Annotated in this window: 12 protein-coding genes; 9 read left to right on the top strand and 3 right to left on the bottom strand. The window is 44.6% G+C overall.

Annotated elements, in window-relative coordinates; translation table 11 throughout:
• The first annotated feature begins 4 nt into the window (after positions 1–4).
• The 9 genes from H3001_RS07335 (at position 5) to H3001_RS07295 (ending at position 14,004) form a co-directional block, all read left to right on the top strand.
• Complete coding sequence (locus H3001_RS07335; RefSeq protein ID WP_181214534.1) at positions 5–1,870, top strand: choice-of-anchor J domain-containing protein; 1,866 nt, start codon at positions 5–7, stop codon at positions 1,868–1,870.
• 94 nt (positions 1,871–1,964) lie between these two features.
• A complete protein-coding gene (locus tag H3001_RS07330) occupies positions 1,965–2,984 on the top strand; it encodes an endonuclease/exonuclease/phosphatase family protein (RefSeq protein WP_181214564.1) in 1,020 nt (339 codons plus the stop codon).
• 274 nt (positions 2,985–3,258) lie between these two features.
• Positions 3,259–4,866 (top strand): fimbrillin family protein, encoded by a 1,608-nt coding sequence (locus H3001_RS07325; RefSeq protein WP_181214533.1) that lies wholly within the window; start codon positions 3,259–3,261, stop codon positions 4,864–4,866.
• Positions 4,867–4,891: 25 nt separating this feature from the next.
• Complete coding sequence (locus H3001_RS07320) at positions 4,892–6,862, top strand: fimbrillin family protein (RefSeq protein WP_181214532.1); 1,971 nt, start codon at positions 4,892–4,894, stop codon at positions 6,860–6,862.
• A gap of 92 nt (positions 6,863–6,954) precedes the next feature.
• Positions 6,955–9,675: a TonB-dependent receptor gene (locus H3001_RS07315; RefSeq protein ID WP_181214531.1), complete on the top strand. Its 2,721-nt coding sequence runs from the start codon at positions 6,955–6,957 to the stop codon at positions 9,673–9,675.
• A 25-nt stretch (positions 9,676–9,700) separates the two neighbouring features.
• Positions 9,701–11,083 carry a DUF5689 domain-containing protein gene (locus H3001_RS07310; RefSeq protein WP_181214530.1) on the top strand — a complete coding sequence of 461 codons (1,383 nt, stop codon included), beginning with the start codon at positions 9,701–9,703 and terminating at the stop codon, positions 11,081–11,083.
• A gap of 11 nt (positions 11,084–11,094) precedes the next feature.
• On the top strand, positions 11,095–12,141 hold the full coding sequence (locus tag H3001_RS07305) for an endonuclease/exonuclease/phosphatase family protein (protein ID WP_181214529.1): 1,047 nt from the start codon (positions 11,095–11,097) through the stop codon (positions 12,139–12,141).
• Positions 12,142–12,340: 199 nt separating this feature from the next.
• On the top strand, positions 12,341–13,618 hold the full coding sequence (locus H3001_RS07300) for a C10 family peptidase (RefSeq protein ID WP_181214528.1): 1,278 nt from the start codon (positions 12,341–12,343) through the stop codon (positions 13,616–13,618).
• Positions 13,615–14,004, top strand: a complete 390-nt coding sequence (locus tag H3001_RS07295) for a hypothetical protein (RefSeq protein WP_181214527.1) — start codon at positions 13,615–13,617, stop codon at positions 14,002–14,004. The genes H3001_RS07300 and H3001_RS07295 overlap by 4 nt, the downstream gene beginning before the upstream one ends.
• A 985-nt stretch (positions 14,005–14,989) precedes the next feature.
• Here H3001_RS07295 and H3001_RS07290 read toward each other — a convergent pair.
• From H3001_RS07290 to H3001_RS07280, 3 genes are all read right to left on the bottom strand, one after another.
• Positions 14,990–15,535 (bottom strand): 30S ribosomal protein S16, encoded by a 546-nt coding sequence (locus H3001_RS07290; protein ID WP_181214526.1) that lies wholly within the window; start codon positions 15,533–15,535, stop codon positions 14,990–14,992.
• Between the two features lie 115 nt (positions 15,536–15,650).
• A complete protein-coding gene (locus H3001_RS07285; protein WP_181214525.1) occupies positions 15,651–16,493 on the bottom strand; it encodes an alpha/beta hydrolase in 843 nt (280 codons plus the stop codon).
• 12 nt (positions 16,494–16,505) lie between these two features.
• On the bottom strand, positions 16,506–18,497 hold the full coding sequence (locus tag H3001_RS07280; protein ID WP_181214524.1) for an OPT family oligopeptide transporter: 1,992 nt from the start codon (positions 18,495–18,497) through the stop codon (positions 16,506–16,508).
• Positions 18,498–18,507 lie beyond the last annotated feature (10 nt).

The raw sequence follows: 18,507 nt of genomic DNA, 5'->3' as shown, positions 1-18,507 counted from the left end.
TAGTATGAAATTTAAATATAATTTGATTGCTTTATCTTTGTTTGGTGGCTTGCTGGCAGCATGTGACCCGATGGAAGATATTTATAATGAAATAGACTCTGAGGGTATTACCATTACAAAGAACGAGGAAGAGTATGTGCTTGTGAAAGCCGATTATGAGGCTATCTCAAAGGCTGCTCTGGCTGATGCGCAGAATGAAGACGAAGAGGCGCTGGCAAAGCGGGTCGCTTCTGATCTGGCATTGAACTCTTTCGCTACTGCAGACAAGTATGTACCTGCTATCCTGGCCAATTTATATGGCTCATGGGGAAAAGGTTCTACCGTGGGAGTTACTTACAACTATCAGGAAGATATGTCTGAAACGCTGAAGAAGTTTGCTTCGGTATCTACTTATACATTAAACGGAGGTGATTATGAGACCATCTGGGGAGTGGCTACTCATCCTTTCCTGAGTCCTTCCCATCCAGCCAATGTGGAAATTCCTAAAATCCTGAATGCGAAATTTACAGAAGCTCAGGAAGGCGATTTCTATCTGGTAGACTATATGTATGATACGGAAGATCCTTCGGGCATGAGTTATTTGGATGAGAATTTCGACTCTTTCAATTCTAAGGATGTGATTGCAATCGACGGTTGGAAGCAGCTTAATGTGAAGGGAACAGAAAACTGGACTGCCAATGTATTCAAGGGTGACGGTGCTGCTGAACTTTCTGCTTATAAGGCTGCCGGCGAACTGGAGAACTATTTGATAACGAAAGGAGTTCAGATCCAGTCTGCAGATGCTGCATTGACATTCGACCTCGTTTTCGGACATCATAACGGAGACTGCTTCAGTGTCTTTGTTACAGACAACTACGACGGTGGTGAGTTTGTTGAAAACAACTGGACAAACATTACTGATGAGTTTACTTATCCGACTCCGCTGCCCAGCGGTTATACCGATGAGACAAACGTAGGAACTTATTCACTGAAAGCGTTCAACGGAAAGACGGTATACATTGCCTTCCGTTATCGCGGTGCCAAGGGTGGTGTGACTACTACCGTGCAGTTGGATAACATCAAGATTACTACTTCCAAGCCGTCTCATGCTATGCCTTACAATGGCCTGTTCCAGTTCAACGGTGGCAAATGGGGTGCATACACAGAAAAAGATGTAGTGGTGGTTACTCCTGCCGATTACGATGCAATGGGTGATCCGGGCAAGAACGACAACTTCTCTTCTTCTATTAAGCCTGCTGATTATCTGCCGGTATTCCTGGCTCAGAAATTGCCTTATGCCAAGGCTGGCGCTACTCAGGTAGTATTGTACAAGTATTACAATGGTGAAAATACTTCTGCCATTGCAGATGAATACCTCCTGGGTACTGAATGGGCATTGAACAATAACATTGTAACCCGTGAAAAGGAAACCTTCCTGCACAACGGTGAAAAATGGTTGTTCGATCCGACGATTACCGTTTCAATGACAGCCGATGATTACCAGTATCTGGTAGACTGGGTAACTGAAAACAAGCCGGCTTATCTGGACAGCTCTTATCCTGATAATACAGAATGGTGGTTTGGTGCTTCTTCTCATTACAGAAACTTCAATGTAATGTTGATTAAGCGTAGAAGCAATGACCCGGAAGGCTTGGTTGACAAGGAAGATGAAGAAAAGGCAATGGCTTATCTGATGCAGCAGATTCAGGTGGCTTGCGGAATGGTACTTTCTCACAACTATCCGGATGCTCCGACTCAGATGAACGGTGTGGATTTGTATTATAAGGTACAGGCTATCGTTTACGACGGATCAAACAATCTCTATGAGTTCCGTTACAAGAGTTTAGGCAAGGGTCAGTTTGAAGTGGCTGGAGATCCTGTAAAGCTTTGATTTGAATAGATTAAAAACATAATTTAGGGGGATTGGGTATGGAAATTTATTTTCATATTCAATCCCTTTTTTTACCTAACCTGAGAAAAATATGATGAAAAAAAGTACATTGATTATCTGTTTTCTGCTGTCTGCTTTCGTTGTCTTTGCAAAAGGCAAGAAAGAGCAGCTGTATGGAGTTGCCTTTTACAACCTGGAAAACTTGTTTGATACCCGTCATGACGAAGGCAAGAAGGATTATGAGTATCTTCCCGACGGACGGAACAAGTGGGATGATGAGAAATATCAGGCGAAACTGAAAAACATGTCTACCGTATTGTCGATGTTGGCTACTGACAAATTGCCCGAAGGCCCGGCGGTAATCGGTATGGCCGAAGTAGAGAACAACCGTGTGTTGCAGGACTTGCTGAAGCAGCCTGCATTGGCAGACCGGGGCTATGAGATGATTCATTACGAAGGACCCGACGAGCGAGGCGTAGACTGTGCATTCTTTTATAACCCCAAAATCTACACTCCGACTTCTTCCCGGCTGGTGCCATACCGTCTGATGCAGCCAACCGACCGTCCTACCCGCGGATTTCTGGTAATTGATGGAAAACTGGCAGGAGAACGGGTTGCCTTTATCATTAACCACTGGCCTTCGCGCGGTGCTGCTTCCCCTTATCGTGAGCATGCCGGTGAACAGGTCAGGGCACTGAAAGACTCCTTGCAGTCATTAGACCGCAAGATCAAGATTGTCATCATGGGAGATATGAACGATGACCCTATGGATAAGAGCATGGCCGAAGCATTGGGAGCCAGACAGAAGAAAGAAAATGTGGAAAAAAGAGGATTATTCAATCCCTGGTGGGATACCCTGGCTTCAGGAAACGGTACATTGAAGTATCGCGGAAAATGGAACCTGTTCGACCAGATTGTATTTACAGAGAACTTCCTGAAGAAACGTACCCGTAAGCTGTCATATTCTTCACACGAAATTTTCCAGAGAGATTTTATGCTTCAGCAAGAGGGAAAATACAAAGGATACCCCAAACGCACCCATGCCGGCGGCAAGTGGATGAATGGTTACAGTGACCATCTTCCGACAATCGTCTATTTCCAGAAGGGGAAATAAATACAGGGTGTACATTTCTGAAAACGGTTATTGTATTTTCTAAAAAAATGCATTGAAGGATATTCTGGGGGATATGTAAATTTCTTTTGTTTATAATCCGGCATTCCCGGAAAAAACGCTTTAAGTGATAGGTTTGTTTTTTACAAATGTAATATCAGGCATTATTTTATTAAAATCGTATGTTTCAGAGATGAAAAAAATGATATTAGTCGTATATTATTTGTATTTTTTTATATATTAGCACTGTAAAGCAAAATTATTTAATATGCTCAACATGAAAACAAGACTAATTTATGGGTGCATGCTGTCGATGTTGATTTTCCAATCGTGCGAAAACAACCTCTCGCAAGATGCAATGAATGAACAAACGAAGCCAATAGCTTTCAGTTCAGTGATTGATAACGAAAGCTATTCAAGAGCAATGGACGCGGTTTGGGAACGGGGTGACCAGATCGGAGTTTTTATGATGGCTACTGGTGGGGATGCGGTGATAAAAGGTAACGTTCCTTTTGTAACAAATGTGGGGGATGGATATTTTGTAGCCAGCGGTAATCCCTTGTATTATCCGGAAGATGGCAGCAATGTGGATTTTGTTGCGTATTATCCTTATGATGCTGCATTCACTGATCTGACACAGGCGAATGTGGATGTATCCAATCAGATAGCAGACACTGCTCCCGACCTGATGGTTGCCAATAATCTGACCAATTGCAATCACACTACAAAAGGCAGTCTGGAGTTTACCCGTCTGATGTCTAAAGTCGTTTTGAACCTGAATTCCAGCAACAATACTTCATTGGTTGGTATTTCTGCCAGCATTCCGGGACTGAAAACCCAGGCTGTGGCCAATTTGAAGGAAAAGTCTTTAAGTCTTGTGGATAATTCAGTAAAGGAAGTGGTCATGCATGTCAACGGAGATGCAACAGCAGCAGAGGCTATCCTGCTTCCTCAGACTTTTTCAGGAAAACTGAAACTGAGTCTGACACTGAATGGAGCAACTAAGGTGGTTGAAACCGGAATTACAGAAAAACTGGAAGCCGGAAAGAAATACGTCTTCAATGTAAACATCTCTGCTTCGGGAGGTGAGATCACTCCTGACCCGGAAGCCAAATATACGAAATGGTTTGAGACTCCGGTAATTTCCGCATCGCTTCTGGAAAAGCCCAATATGCGGTATATCATACACAATACCGGATTGCGCTACAGCGGGGGTACTTTGAATGGAATTGATATCCGTAATTATACGATGCTTTATGACACCGATGCCAAGTTTGCTTACTGGGTAGCTTATCCGTTGTGCGGATGGTATCTTGAGGGAAATGTCGGACGTACTGACGATTGGGGGTATGATCCGGAACTGAAGCAGAGTGAGCAGCCCAATATGAAAAAGGGTATTGGCAACAACTATGACCGCGGACACCAGATTCCTAGTGGTGACAGACAGCGTAAAGACTGTAAGATGAATAACCAGACCTTCTATTTTTCCAACATGACTGCCCAGTTGGGAAAAAAATTCAATCAGGGAATCTGGGCTAATCTGGAAAATAAAGTCCGTTCCTGGAGTACGGGTGTCGATACGTTGTATGTAGTGACAGGTGCCATGCCTACCACAGCTACCGACCAGACACTGAAATATGCATACGATAACAGTGGTGTACAGATGGTAGTACCTAAGTATTATTTCAAGGCACTGGCCAGAAAGGTTGGCGGTTCTTACCAGACCATTGCATTTTATCTGGATCATAAGGATTATTCCGATGCAGGCAGTTATATGAACTATGCCGTATCTGTAAGCGAACTGGAAAAACGTACCGGATTTACGTTCTTCCCCTCTTTGGATGCAAGTGTGAAAGCTAACTTGGATTTGAGTCAATGGAGATAACAATTATTTTTTTAATTATATGATTATGAAAATCCAGAATTTGATTTACATGGGTATATTGTCTACCCTTGTTCTTGCAGGATGTAAGACCAATGATGACAATAGTACGTGGTCTGGCAGTGACGGAATTGTGTTCAATTCTTATATCGGAAGTCACACTCGTGCCAGTGGCAGCTCTTGGGGTAATGGCGATGAAGTCGGAATTTACATGACAGGTGCCGGCGCAGGCATTGATGCCGCAACTGCAGTCAATAAGAAATATCTGGCTCAGACCAATGGTATCCTGACTCCGGAATCTAAAACGGAGGCTATCTATTATCCGGAAACGGGTAATGCGGATTTCGTAGCTTACTATCCTTATTCTTCTTCGGTAGCAGATAATATCGTTGCTGTAAATGTAAGCAATCAGAGCAAACCGGAGGCTATCGATTTGCTGTATTCAAACAATGCAAAGAATATTGCAAACGGAGCTACTGTAAGTCTGGGATTCACACACCAGTTGTCTTTGGTAACCATTGACCTGAAGAATACTGACGGTACCATACCTTCTTTGAACGGAACGACTGTTTCTATGGGCGGTATGAATACGCAGGCTTCTTTCGACCTGGACGGTGGGGTGCTGACCGTATCTCCTCAGTCGGCTGAACCTACATTGGATATGTATATGGTGGCTGGCCAGGACGGTGCTATGAAAGCACAGGCCATTGTACTTCCTACAAAAGCTACAGGAAGTTCACAGACTCAGATGGTACTGACATTCAAATTGGATGGCATGACATTTGAATATACTGTAAGTGATATCAGTGCCTTCGAAGGCGGTAAGGAATACCTGTATACAGCTGATTTGTCTATCAACAACGGAAAACCGACTGTGAAGATGGGTAACGCAACCATCACAGACTGGGTGACTGTTCCGGGTGGTGACATTGACGTGGACTTCGACGGTGGTTCTACAGAACCGGGTGAAGAAAAGGTATTGCTGGATGAAAGCTTTGCGACAAGTCAGGGTAAGTTTACTATCGATGACAAGCAGTTGCCGGAAGGTAGTACTTATGTTTGGAAATATGATGAAAAATACACTTGCATGAAAGCAAGTGCGTTTGTGGGTGGTGCTAAAAAGGCTTCTGAATCTTGGTTGGTTTCTCCGGAACTGAGTTTAGCTGATGTGAAGTCTGCTGTGCTGTCTTTCGAACATGCTCATAATTATGCGGGAACTGCTTCTGAAGAACTGACTTTGTGGATTACAGAAACTTCTGCAGAAAACTGGAAGCAGTTGACTATTGACAAATATGGAGAACAATTCAAGTTTGTTGCAGTTTCTGTCGACCTGGCAAGTTATCTGGGTAAGACTGTTAAGTTCGCATTCAAATATGTGAGCACTACTTCTGCAGCTGCTACTTGGGAAATCAAGAACGTGAAGGTAGTAGCTAACGGTGACGGTACAGTAGATCCGGAACCGGAACCGACTCCGGCAGGTGTCATTTTTGAAGAAAAAATGGGGGCAACAGTGATTTCTAACAAAGTTAGTATAGCTAATTATACTAATTGGGATAATAAAGATTTGCAGTTCTCGGATGAAACAAAGGCTGCTGATGTGCGTTCTATTGCTCATAAAACAGAAGCAAATCCAAGTGAGACAACTAAAGTGAATAATGTATGGTTGCCTGCTGGTAAAGATTCAGGGCTGACCATTTCTGGAATCAATACTGCCGGACATTCAAAATTCAAACTGACGTTTGAGGCTGCTGCGAATGTTTTCAATGCAGGTACTTCTATTGATTTGAATAAAATCAAGGTTACTTTCAATGATACGTCACTGACTATTCCTAGCAAGGTTGTTTCTAAAGACAATAATGATGCAAATGTGTTTTACACATTGACTTCTACATTCGAAGTTGCTGGAACAGAAAATTCTACTCTTAAATTTGCCGCTTCAGCTGCAGATAATACAGTAGGACTCAGATTGTACAACATCAAGTTAGAAACTGTAGAGTAAGATTTTTATGTTACTTGATAGTATGTGGTCACACAGGGCCGGTTTCCGGCCTTGTGTGACCTAGATTAATAATCATCCAATATTTTTTATTTATGAAACACAAATTACTGTTCATCTTGACATTCTTGCTTCCTTGCATTGTCTTTGCGCAGAACAATGTGACTGTAAAAGGAAGTGTAATCGGAGCAGTAAGCAATGACCCTGTTCCGGGGGTCTTGGTAACTATAGAGAAACTGAACAGACAGGTGAGAACGGATGCAGACGGATTCTTCTATATCCGCAATATCCAGCCGGGAGAGTATGTCCTCAACCTGAACTCTGTATTGATTTCTCCGAAGAATGTCGTTGTAAAGATTGAAGATTTAGGCGATACTGAACTAGAACCTATACAGGTTACAGAATTAAATGCAACTGAAGACATTTCAATGGTCGGATTCATTGATGCCGGCCTGCTGGACGACGATGTGGAAAGTTCATCACAGGACGTGAGTGCAACGGTACTGTTGTCTAACGATGTGTACCTGAACAAAACCGCTTACCAGTTGTCACCGGCTCGCTTCTCTCCTCGTGGTTATAGCAGTACACAGGAGTTGAAGTATATCAATGGGGTAGTATTCAACGACCAGAATCGTGGTGTGTTCAACTATTCTTCAGTGGGTGCACTGAACGATATGACACGAAATGGTGATGTCACTAATTTCACTTCTCCTGCCAACTTTACTTTCGGAGCCCTGGGCGGTGCCGAAAATATCAATATGCGTGCCAGCGGTTATGCACCGGGCGGAAAACTGTCTATGAGCTATACCAACCGCAACTATTACCTGAGAGGCATGTTTACCTATGCTACAGGAGTGAAAGACAACGGATGGGCTTTTGCTACTTCCGTAGGTGGAAGATACTCTCATGAAGGAAATATCGAAGGAACCTTTTACAACAATATTTCTCTGGCTTTCTCCGCAGAAAAACAATGGAACGGAGGAGAACACAGCCTGTCTATGGTAGCCTTTGTTTCTCCGGTACGCCGCGGACAGCAGGGAAGTTCTTATAGAGAGGTATATGAACTTACTGACAATTATCTGTATAACCCGAACTGGGGATATCAGAACGGTAAGAAACGAAATGCAAAGGTGGTTACTGCATTCGACCCGACTGCAGTGATCTCACATATCTGGAAGATCAATGACAATACTACATTGACTACCGGTCTGGGTACACATTATGCCCGCTACGGTAATACGGCCTTGAACTGGTACAATGCACCCGACCCGCGTCCGGACTACTATCGTTATCTTCCGTCGTATTTTGACAGTCCGGAAGCAAAGAATGCTTATACGGAACTCTGGCGTTCAAACCGTACGGAGTATACTCAGATCAACTGGGATAACCTCTACCTGGCCAATGCCAACAGCGTACGCAACGGTAACGGAGCAGCTGTATATATGGTGGAAGAACGTAGAAGCGACTTGTTTGAGACTTCTTTCAACAGTACGTTGAATACCAAAATCAACCGTTATTTCAACATTACGGCCGGTGTCGGTGCCCGCTATACGCTGTCAAGACAGTTTAAGACCGTAGATGACTTGCTCGGTGCGCAGTATGTGCTCGATATCGACAAGTTTGCCGAACAGGATTTCTCCGGCGACCATGACAAGATACAGAACGACTTGAACCGCCCGGACCGCAAGGTATACGAGGGAGGTATCTTCGGATATAATTTCAACCTGAACATCTATTCTGCCGATGCCTGGGTAATCAATAAGTACAGATCCAGATATTGGGATTACTACTATGGATTCAAGTTTACGTATACCAACTTCTGGCGCGACGGTAAGATGATGAACGGACGTTATCCTACTTCTTCGTATGGCGAAGGACAGCATCATGAGTTTACGGATGTGATGCTGAAGGGAGGACTGACCTATAAGTTCAACGGACGTCACATGCTGACTGCCAATATCAGCTACGGCAGTGAGGCGCCGCTTCCAAACGATGCTTATGTTTCTCCGCGTATTACCGACCGTACAATCAGTAATATCAAGAGCGGACGGGTGTTCTCGGCCGACTTGAACTATGTATTCTCTTTGCCGCAACTGGCAGGACGCGTGGGAGTGTTCCAGACTAATTTCTATGACCAGATGGAGCGCAGCAGTTATTACGACGGTATCGAAGGTACTTTCATCAACCACGTACTGTACGGAGTGAACCGCATTCACCGTGGTGTGGAACTGGGAGCTACTTATAAGCTGAACGACCAGTGGAGCTTCGATCTGGCAGGAACGGTTTCCGAATATTACTACAGCAACAATCCGAACGGTATCAAGAATTCGGAAAACGGAAAGATCGTACAGGAAGAAAAAGTATATATGGAGAATGTGTACGTGGGCGGTATGCCGCAGATTGCCGGTACATTCGGTATCCGTTATTTTGTGAACTACTGGTTCCTGGGAGCGAATATCAACGGTTTTGCACGCAACTATATCGAAGCGGCTCCGTTGCGCCGTCTGGCTTCCAACTATGCTTCTGTCAGCCCGAGCAGACCCGATGAGTTCGAGGCTTATCAGAAACTGACTACACAGGAACGCTTCCCGGCAGCCTATACCATCGATTTGTCGGTAGGAAAGATTTTCTATATCAACCGTAAACAGTCGGTGAACTTCAACCTGTCTGTAAACAATCTGCTGAACAAGCGTGATATCTGTACCGGAGGTTATGAACAGGGACGTTCCGACTTGTCTTATCCCGACCGTTTTGGTGGAAAGTACTACTATATGCAGGGCATCAACTGCTTCCTGAATGTGAGCTATCGTTTTTAAGTAACTTATTATAAATACAGAATTTATGAAACTCTTGAAAAATATTGGATTAATGCTTCTTGCATCAGTGGCATTATTTGCTTGTGAGCGTGAATATGATGCACCTCCTTTGAATGAGCCGATATACAACGGACCGGCTGCGAACATGACCATTGCCGAACTGCGTACTCAGTGTGCTGCGGCTACCAAGGATGCGCCGGTTAACATTACTGAGGACTGGGTGCTCAAGGCGGTGGTTTCGGCTAATGACGAGTCGGGAAACATTTACAAGAAGATTTACCTGCAGGATGAGACAAGTGCCATCGAAATGCAGGTGGATCAGGGTAGTGTGTACAACTATTATCCGGTAGGCCAGGTGGTTTATGTAAGCCTGAAAGGGCTGTGTGTATCGGTATATGGTGACGAGCAGCAGCTGGGGCATCCAGACGGATACCTGTACCGTACTCCTTGGGTGGATTTCCAGGCAGTGGTAAGCAAGGACCGTTGGGCAGATGCCAACAACATCCAGCCGATTGACGTAGAGGATATCAGTCTGATCAACGGAGCGGTCGACCAGTACAAGTTCAAGCTGGTGAGACTGAAAAATGTGGCTTTCAAGAACGGTGGAAAGAATACCTTTGCTCCGAGCGACGGATATGGTGAGGAATACATTACCGACAAACAGGGTAATACGCTGATGGTAAGAACCAGCAATTATGCCAACTTTGCGGGCGACAAACTACCTGAAGGACGTGGTGACGTAGTAGGTATTCTGGGCCGTTTCAACGGCAGCTGGCAGCTGACAGTGCGTACACGTGACGATGTAATGAACTTTACCGGCAGCAGCGAAGGCGGTGATGAAGGCGGTGAAAGCGGTGAGACAGTGATTTTCTCTGAAACGTTCGGAGAGCCTCAGAAGTCAGGAAACTACTGGCCTTACGTAAAGGATTATACTGGTTTCGATAATCCGGCATCCATGTTCAAGGATGAGTCAGGACAGGCTTCTGTGCGTATGCAGGACGGACTGAGCAATATCTGGTTCCCGGCAAATAAGGATATTACGTTGCAGATTTCAGGCATCAATGCCGGAGAGGTGCAGAAAGCTACCTTGGAATTCCAGGTGGGTGCCAACCTGTACAATAAAGGTGAGTCTATCGACCTGGCAGTGATGAAGGTGAAATGCAACGGTAATGCCATTACGATTCCTAGCAAGGTGGTGAGCAACGACAAGGGTGAATCTAACAAGCCGTTCAAGTTCACGTTCAACGACGTGGCAGTTTCTGCCAATACCGTATTGGAATTTACTACAGAAGCAGCTACAAACGATAAGGGATTGCGTCTGTACAGCGTGAAACTGTATACAGGCGGTTCTTCTGCAGGTGAAGGTGACGGAGGTACAGTAATCGAACCTCCATTGGTTAACAATTAAATGGAAGCCTTATGACAAAACGTTTTTTCTTGTCCGGATTCTGGTTCATCGTGTTGTCCTGCATGTGTGCGGGGCTGTCTGCACAGAACAAGGTACGTGTGTATGCGGCAGCCTTCTATAACCTGGAAAACCTGTGGGATACGGAAGATGATCCGAACAATCGTGGGGACGATGACTTTACGCCTGACGGCCAGTACAACTGGACCGAGGCCAAGTATCAGCAGAAACTCAAGAACATTGCGAAGGTAATTTCGGAACTGGGACGGGACTACTGTCCGGCGGGACCGGCCATTATCGGAATATCGGAAGTGGAAAACCGGAAGGTGCTGGAGGATCTGGTGAAGATGGATGCCATTGCTGAAATCGGCTATAAAATCGTGCATTTCGAATCGCCCGACCACCGTGGTATTGATGTGGCAGCCTTGTATAATCCAAGGGTTTTCCGCTTTACTTCGGCTACGGTTTATCCGTTCCGTAAGCCCGACCAGCCGGATTATAAGACACGCGACCAGTTGCTGGTCAGCGGAATGCTGGCAGGAGAGCCTTTCCACATGATTGTCAATCACTGGCCTTCACGTTATGGAGGTGATGCCTCTTCTCCTTTGCGTGAGTATGCGGCTAGCATTACCAAGCACATTGCCGATTCGATTCATGCGGACAATCCGAAGGCAAAGGTGCTGATTGTGGGTGACTTGAATGACGATCCGTATAACAAGAGCTGCAGCGAGGTGCTAGGAGCCAAGCGTAAGGCAAAAGGAGTGAAACCTTATGAATATTACAATGCGACGTGGGCCTTGTACGACAAGGGAATCGGCTCGCTCTGTTATCAGAACAAATGGAACCTGTTCGACCAGCAGATTATCTCGGGTAATCTGCTCGGACAGGATAAGAATACGCTGAAGTTCTGGAAATCGGAGGTATTCATCCGTGATTATCTCATTCAGCAGGAAGGAAAGTATAAAGGGTATCCTTTGCGTACCTTTTCGGGAGTAACCTTCCAGAACGGTTTCAGTGACCACTTGCCGACGCTTACTTATTTTGTAAAAGAAGCAGAATAACATTCTCCCTTCTGTGGAGATCGATGAACAGCGTGGTGTAAACCGGCGATTTCGCCCGGTTTACACCGCTTATTTTATTGAAAAAAGATTTTTGAGTGTTTATTTCTGAAGTTGAATATTTTTAGATTAATACCTGAAAGTAGGTATTGATAAATAGCTCTTTTCTGTTTTCATTTGTATTATCTTAAAATATGTATTTATGAAACTGAACTATTTATTTAATCTATTTTTATTGTCGGTATTTTGTATCAGTTGTTCTGATGATATAGAATTTGTAGAACAAAAAAACGCACCGGTGATTTTATCAGAAAAAATCCCTGTATATCGTACAGAAGAGAATGCTATTATTGAAGTGGAATCTTTTATTAAAGGGAATGAAAATTTCTCTCGGTCAGAATTACCTCATTATTCTATAGGAAGTGAAATTTATTTTTGTAGAGATACAGTTACTAATCAGGAGTATCCATCATTTTATATAGCGAATGCAGATGGTGAAAATGGTTATGCAATAATTTCTGCTAATCCATATACGACTCCTATTATTGCTTATTCTGAATCGGGAAATCTTTCTTTGAATGACACGCTTCAGTATAAGGAATTATCTTTCTTTTTTAATATGATTCATAACTATATTTCTAACACTTTTAAATATAAAGTTGACATTGAAGAGGATGGTGATGATCTTTTGGATGTGCTTCAAACAAGAGGAAGGAGACTTCCCCTTTATGATGCTAAGCCGGGAGGATGGCAGGAGACGGCAAGAGTTCCTCCATTGATTTCTGTTAAATGGGGACAAAGGAATCCCTATAATAATGCTGCACCTTATATAAAAGATGGACAAAGAGCTCTTACGGGATGTGTTGCCACTGCAGTTGCTCAGATAATGGCATATCATGAAAGACCTTCTGAATATGATGGTGTATTTTACGATTGGACTGACATGAAAAAGAATCCTTCTATGCCGGAGGTTGCTCACTTATTTCGTTCTATAGGTGATTTAGTTAAAATGCAATGGGGGCTGGGCGCAAGTGGGGCTTATATGAAAGATATTCCACAGTGTTTTGAAAAAATGGGATATAAAAAGATTACCAATCCTCAGATTTATAGTCAATGGGATGTTATAACATCTATTAAAGCCAAATGTCCAGTTATAATATCTGGAAATTCAGTAAGAAAGAATATTCTTGGTATTAAATTTTATCGTAATGGACATGCGTGGGTCGCAGATGGTTATTTTCACAGGGAGAGGAAAGTTGATATGTACAGAAAAGGAAAAGATAAAATTCACCATTCATACGTAGAGAAAGAGGACTATCTGCATCTTAATTGGGGTTGGAATGGTATTTCTAATGGATATTATTTGGCAGGAGTGTTTAATGGAGGGGATGGACCGGCTTTTCCGTCTTCAAGGGCGGCTGGGAAAGGTAATTATCCGTATAATATTGAAATAATCCCATATATAAATTTAATTAAATGAAAAAATCTTATTTTATTTTTCCTTTCCTTTTTTTATCATTACTATCATGTAGTAGAGGGATTCTTGGCGATGCAGAAGACACAATAGGTTTGGAGAGAAGGGAGGTTCTATTTGCGTCTGGAAAAGATTCTATAGAATTACGTACTACGAAAGGAGATGACTGGTGGTTATCTAGTATTTCTACTTCTGATACTACATACATAAATCATTCCGTTAAAGATATAATCATGGAAGGAGGGGGGCTCTATGTCAAGAAAACTGGCAGAAAGTCCATATTTATTAGGGTGGAATCCAATAAAACAGGTATGGAAAGAAGATTCAGTATAGTCATTCAAGCTGGAAACTATTTTAATTCTATTGAAATAAGGCAGAAGGCCGGAGATTAGATAATATTGTAATTTATAATCTGGAGCAGATAAACATACGTATCTGAACATTATCAAAACCAGACATCATAAATAATTGCTAATGAGGATAAAACAAAGGAGAAAATTTTTCTTCTCCTTTGTTTTTCCATATGTATTATATATCTTTGAGATACAAAGATTTAACCTAATTGTTCATAATATGAAAAACCTGCTATTCATCGCAATATTAATAATTACACTTACTGGCTGTTTTAGAACTTAATCATTTACCCTTTATAATAAAACAAATGAACCTGTCAGAATGTATTGCTATTATGATTTCCGTAATCAAATAGACTCTTCAGTCTATATCCCCCCATCAGGCTATTTTTATTTACCTTTTATAAAGGTAAAGCTTAAGATAGAGAATGTTGCCAATTTTTTTATGAATCATATGGACAGTGTCATTCTTAAGCTACCCAACAGAGAGATTGCATTCAAAGACAGCACGTCTATATATAACTTTTTTTACATGAGAGACACATCAGTTATTAAATCAGTTCCCCAAAAAGGGCTACTATACTACTCTATGAAAGAGAAAGGCATGCCGTTACGAGAATTTGAACCGTAAGATTTATTATTTTATAATCTATCCTGGAAAAGGAAGGAATTTAGGAGATTATGCTGCTGAGACCATATTTTCTTTTCCTCACGTTTTCTTTGTGACATGCAGTTGGATAATCTGTGTCTCCTTTATGGAAAGCAACTCCTTTTTTGTTATTAAATACAGTCAGCACCGTTGATTCAATAATCAGCGGCATGGTTTATTAAATCAACGGTGCTGATTATTGAATTCAAATAGGGGAGTATCTTTGCCATTTGCAGGTGATTTCTTTCCTTTATACAGGGAAATTCTTTTCTTCAGTGGGATGATACAGTTTATATCTGATCATCCTTTTAGGGCAAAAATAAAGGCCATACCGTGAATACGGTACAGCCTTTACAATGCTTTTTCAGTAAAGAATTATGCTTCAGCAGGAGCTTCAGTAGCTTCTTCAGCAGTAGCTTCTGCGTTTGCAGCAGCTTCAGCCTCTGCTTTTGCAGCAGCTTCAGCAGCCTTCTTTTCAGCTACTTTCTTAGCGATTTCTTCGTTTACTTTCTTTTCAGCTTCCAGACGTGCTTTAGCGTCAGCCTTCTTAGCTTCTACTTCTTTAGCTTTCAATGCAGCCAAGCCAGTCTGCTTGTTTTCTTTCCAAGCGTTGAATTTAGCTTCAGCCTGTGCTTCATCGAATGCACCTTTAGCTACACCGCCCAGCAAGTGTTTCTTCATGTAAACACCTTCACGAGACAGGATGTTGCGTACAGTGTCTGTAGGCTGTGCACCGCACATTACCCAGTGCAAAGCACGTTCAAAATTCAAATCTACTGTGGCAGGATTGGTATTAGGGTTGTAAGTACCAATTTTCTCAGTAAATCTACCATCACGTGGTGCTCTTGCATCTGCAATAACAATTGAATAGAACGCATAACCCTTGCGTCCGTTTCTCTGCAATCTGATTTTAGTTGCCATTTTTTACGTTTAAATTTAAATGTGAATGATTTGAATTATGCTGATATCCCGTATCAGCGGCTGCAAAGGTACGACTTTTTATTTGTTTTACAAAAGGTTAAGTCGTTATATTTTGTTATTTATTGATTTCTCTGAGCCATTTTTCCAGTTCGCCCGTCCATTCTCTTTTGTAAGTGAACGAATCCCGGTAGCCCCATCCGTGCCCGCCGATGGGGTAGATGTGCAGGGTAGCCGGAACCTGGTGCCTGAGCAGAGCCATGTAATAATTGAGGCTGTGGGCTACGGGTACAGAACGGTCGTCGCTGCTGTGCAGGATGAAGGCCGGGGGTGTATTGCCGTCCACATGCAGTTCGTTGGAAAAGTCATCTTCCTCTTCCTTGGCAGGCTGTTTGCCCAGCAGATTGTCGTGCGTGCCCCGGTGCGTGTATTCCGGGTCCATGCTGATGACCGGGTAGAACAGTATCTGAAAGTCGGGATGCGATTCCTCGTCTTCGAAATGCGTGGCCACAGTACTTGCCAGGTGACCGCCTGCCGAGAAGCCCATGATCCCGATCCGTTTCAGCTGCCACTCTCCGGCACGGTGGCGCAGGATGCGCATTGCCTGACGGGAATCGCTCAGCGGTACTTCCTTGTGGCCGTTGGGCATCCGGTATTTCAGTACGGCATACGTAATTCCCTGGTTGTTGAACCAGGCAGCCATGTCCTTGCCTTCGTGGTCCATGGCCAGTTTGCCGTATCCGCCACCGGGACAGGCCACAATGGCCATTCCGTTTCCCTCCGTAGCAGGATAAACGGTCAGGGTAGGTTCGGCTACATAAAGTACCCCGTTCTCCTCCTGACACGTCATTCCATTGTCATTGGGCATTCCCTCCGGCCAGAGCTTCAGTTCCAGTGGCTGCTGTGCGTGCAGCCACGTTTGCGACAGTACAAACAAACCCATACACAAAAGAAACTTCATGCGTGCTTATGATTATTTCTTCGATACGTTCATACTTGCCTTCACCAGGTAGATAATCAGCAGGGCATAGGCCACAAGAGCTGCCACTTCACTCAGCGGATTAGCCAGCCACTCTTCGTGGAGCAGGTTGACACCGCCAAAACGCATGGCCGCACTGATGACACCCATTAAGGCTCCTCCGGCAATGAAACCGGATGCAAGCAGGGTTCCCTTTTCACCGCGGGCAGCATTGACAGCCTCGTCCTTGCTGCGGGTAGTGACATACCAGTTGATGGCACCGCCCACTACCAGCGGCAGGTTCAGTTCCAGCGGAATGAACATACCCAGTGCAAATGCCAGTGCCGGAACTTTGAAGTAAGTCAGCACAAGCGCCAGTACCGCACCGATTCCGTACAACAGCCAGGGAGCTGCCACACCGTTCATCAGCGGGTCGATGACCGCTGCCATGGCATTGGCCTGAGGAGCAGCCAGTGCGCCCGATGCGAAACCGTAAGTCTTGTTCAGGATCATGATGACACCACCCACCGTAGCGGCCGAAACCAACGTACCGAGGAATTTCCAGGTCTGCTGCTTGGCCGGCGTACTACCCAGCCAGTAGCCGATTTTAAGGTCGGTAATGAAACCGCCTGCCATGGACAGTGCCGTACAAACCACGCCTCCCATGACGAGTGAGGCTACCATTCCCGTAGCTCCTTTCAGACCTACGGCTACCATGACTACCGATGCCAGAATCAGGGTCATCAGGGTCATACCCGATACCGGGTTGGTACCTACGATGGCGATGGCATTGGCAGCTACCGTAGTAAACAGGAACGAAATGCCTGCCACCAGGATGATGGCTACGGCAGTATGAAGCAGGTTACCCTGCATGACATCAAAATAGAAGAACAGCGCAATCAGCACCAAAGTAACCAGTGAGCCGATGGCAATGATCTTCATGGAAAGGTCTTTCTGGGTGCGGATGACATTGGCCTCTTCCTTCTTGCCGCCCATTTCCTTGGCAGCCAGTCCTACCGCACTCTTGATGATGCTCCACGAACGTACGATACCGATGATACCGGCCATGGCAATACCGCCGATACCGATGCTCTTGGCATATTCAGAGAAAATTCTTTCGGGCGACATGGTGCTGACCGCTTCCGTGATGGCCGGATTCCAGGCATTCAGTACCTGGTCTCCCCAGATCAGTGAGATACCCGGTACGATGATCAGCCATACTGCCAGTGAGCCGGCACAGATAATGGCCGCATACTTCAGTCCTACGATGTATCCCAGACCCAGTACCGCAGCACCGGTGTTGATTTTCAGTACCAGCTTGGCTTTCTCGGCCAGCATCTCTCCCCAGCCGCATACCCGGGTGGTGAAGTTCTCGTTCCACCAGCCGAATGTCGCTACGATGAAATCATAGAGACCGCCGATGAGGCCCGCCATCAGCAGCGGTTTTGCCTGACTTCCGCCCTTTTCGCCGGAAATCAGCACCTGTGTACTGGCAGTGGCTTCCGGGAACGGATATTCACCGTGCTTCTCGCTGACAAAGTATTTGCGGAAAGGAATCAGGAACAGAATACCCAGTACACCTCCCAGCAGCGAACTGATGAACATCTGGAAGAAGTCGACAGTCATTTCCGGGTATTTGCTCTGCAGGATGTACAGGGCAGGAAGGGTAAAGATGGCTCCTGCCACGATGACTCCCGAGCAGGCACCGATAGACTGTATGATGACGTTTTCGCCCAGGGCATTCTTGCGCTTGGCTGCGCTCGATACGCCTACGGCAATGATGGCAATGGGAATGGCCGCCTCAAAAACCTGTCCCACCTTCAGCCCCAGATAGGCCGAAGCGGCAGAGAAAAGCACTGCCATGGCGATACCCCAGAGTACCGACCAGAGGTTGACTTCCGGATATTGTTTGTCGGGCGACATGAGGGGCTGGTATTTCTCCCCCGGTTTCAGCGGACGGAACGCATTTTCAGGCAGTCCGCTTGGTTTTTCATTTTCTGCTTTCATGTTTTCTTAG

The organism is Phocaeicola faecicola, assembly GCF_013618865.1.
GTDB lineage: Bacteria > Bacteroidota > Bacteroidia > Bacteroidales > Bacteroidaceae > Phocaeicola > Phocaeicola faecicola.
Note: the sequence above shows the minus strand (reverse complement) of the source record. Positions and strands in the feature narration are given on the sequence as shown.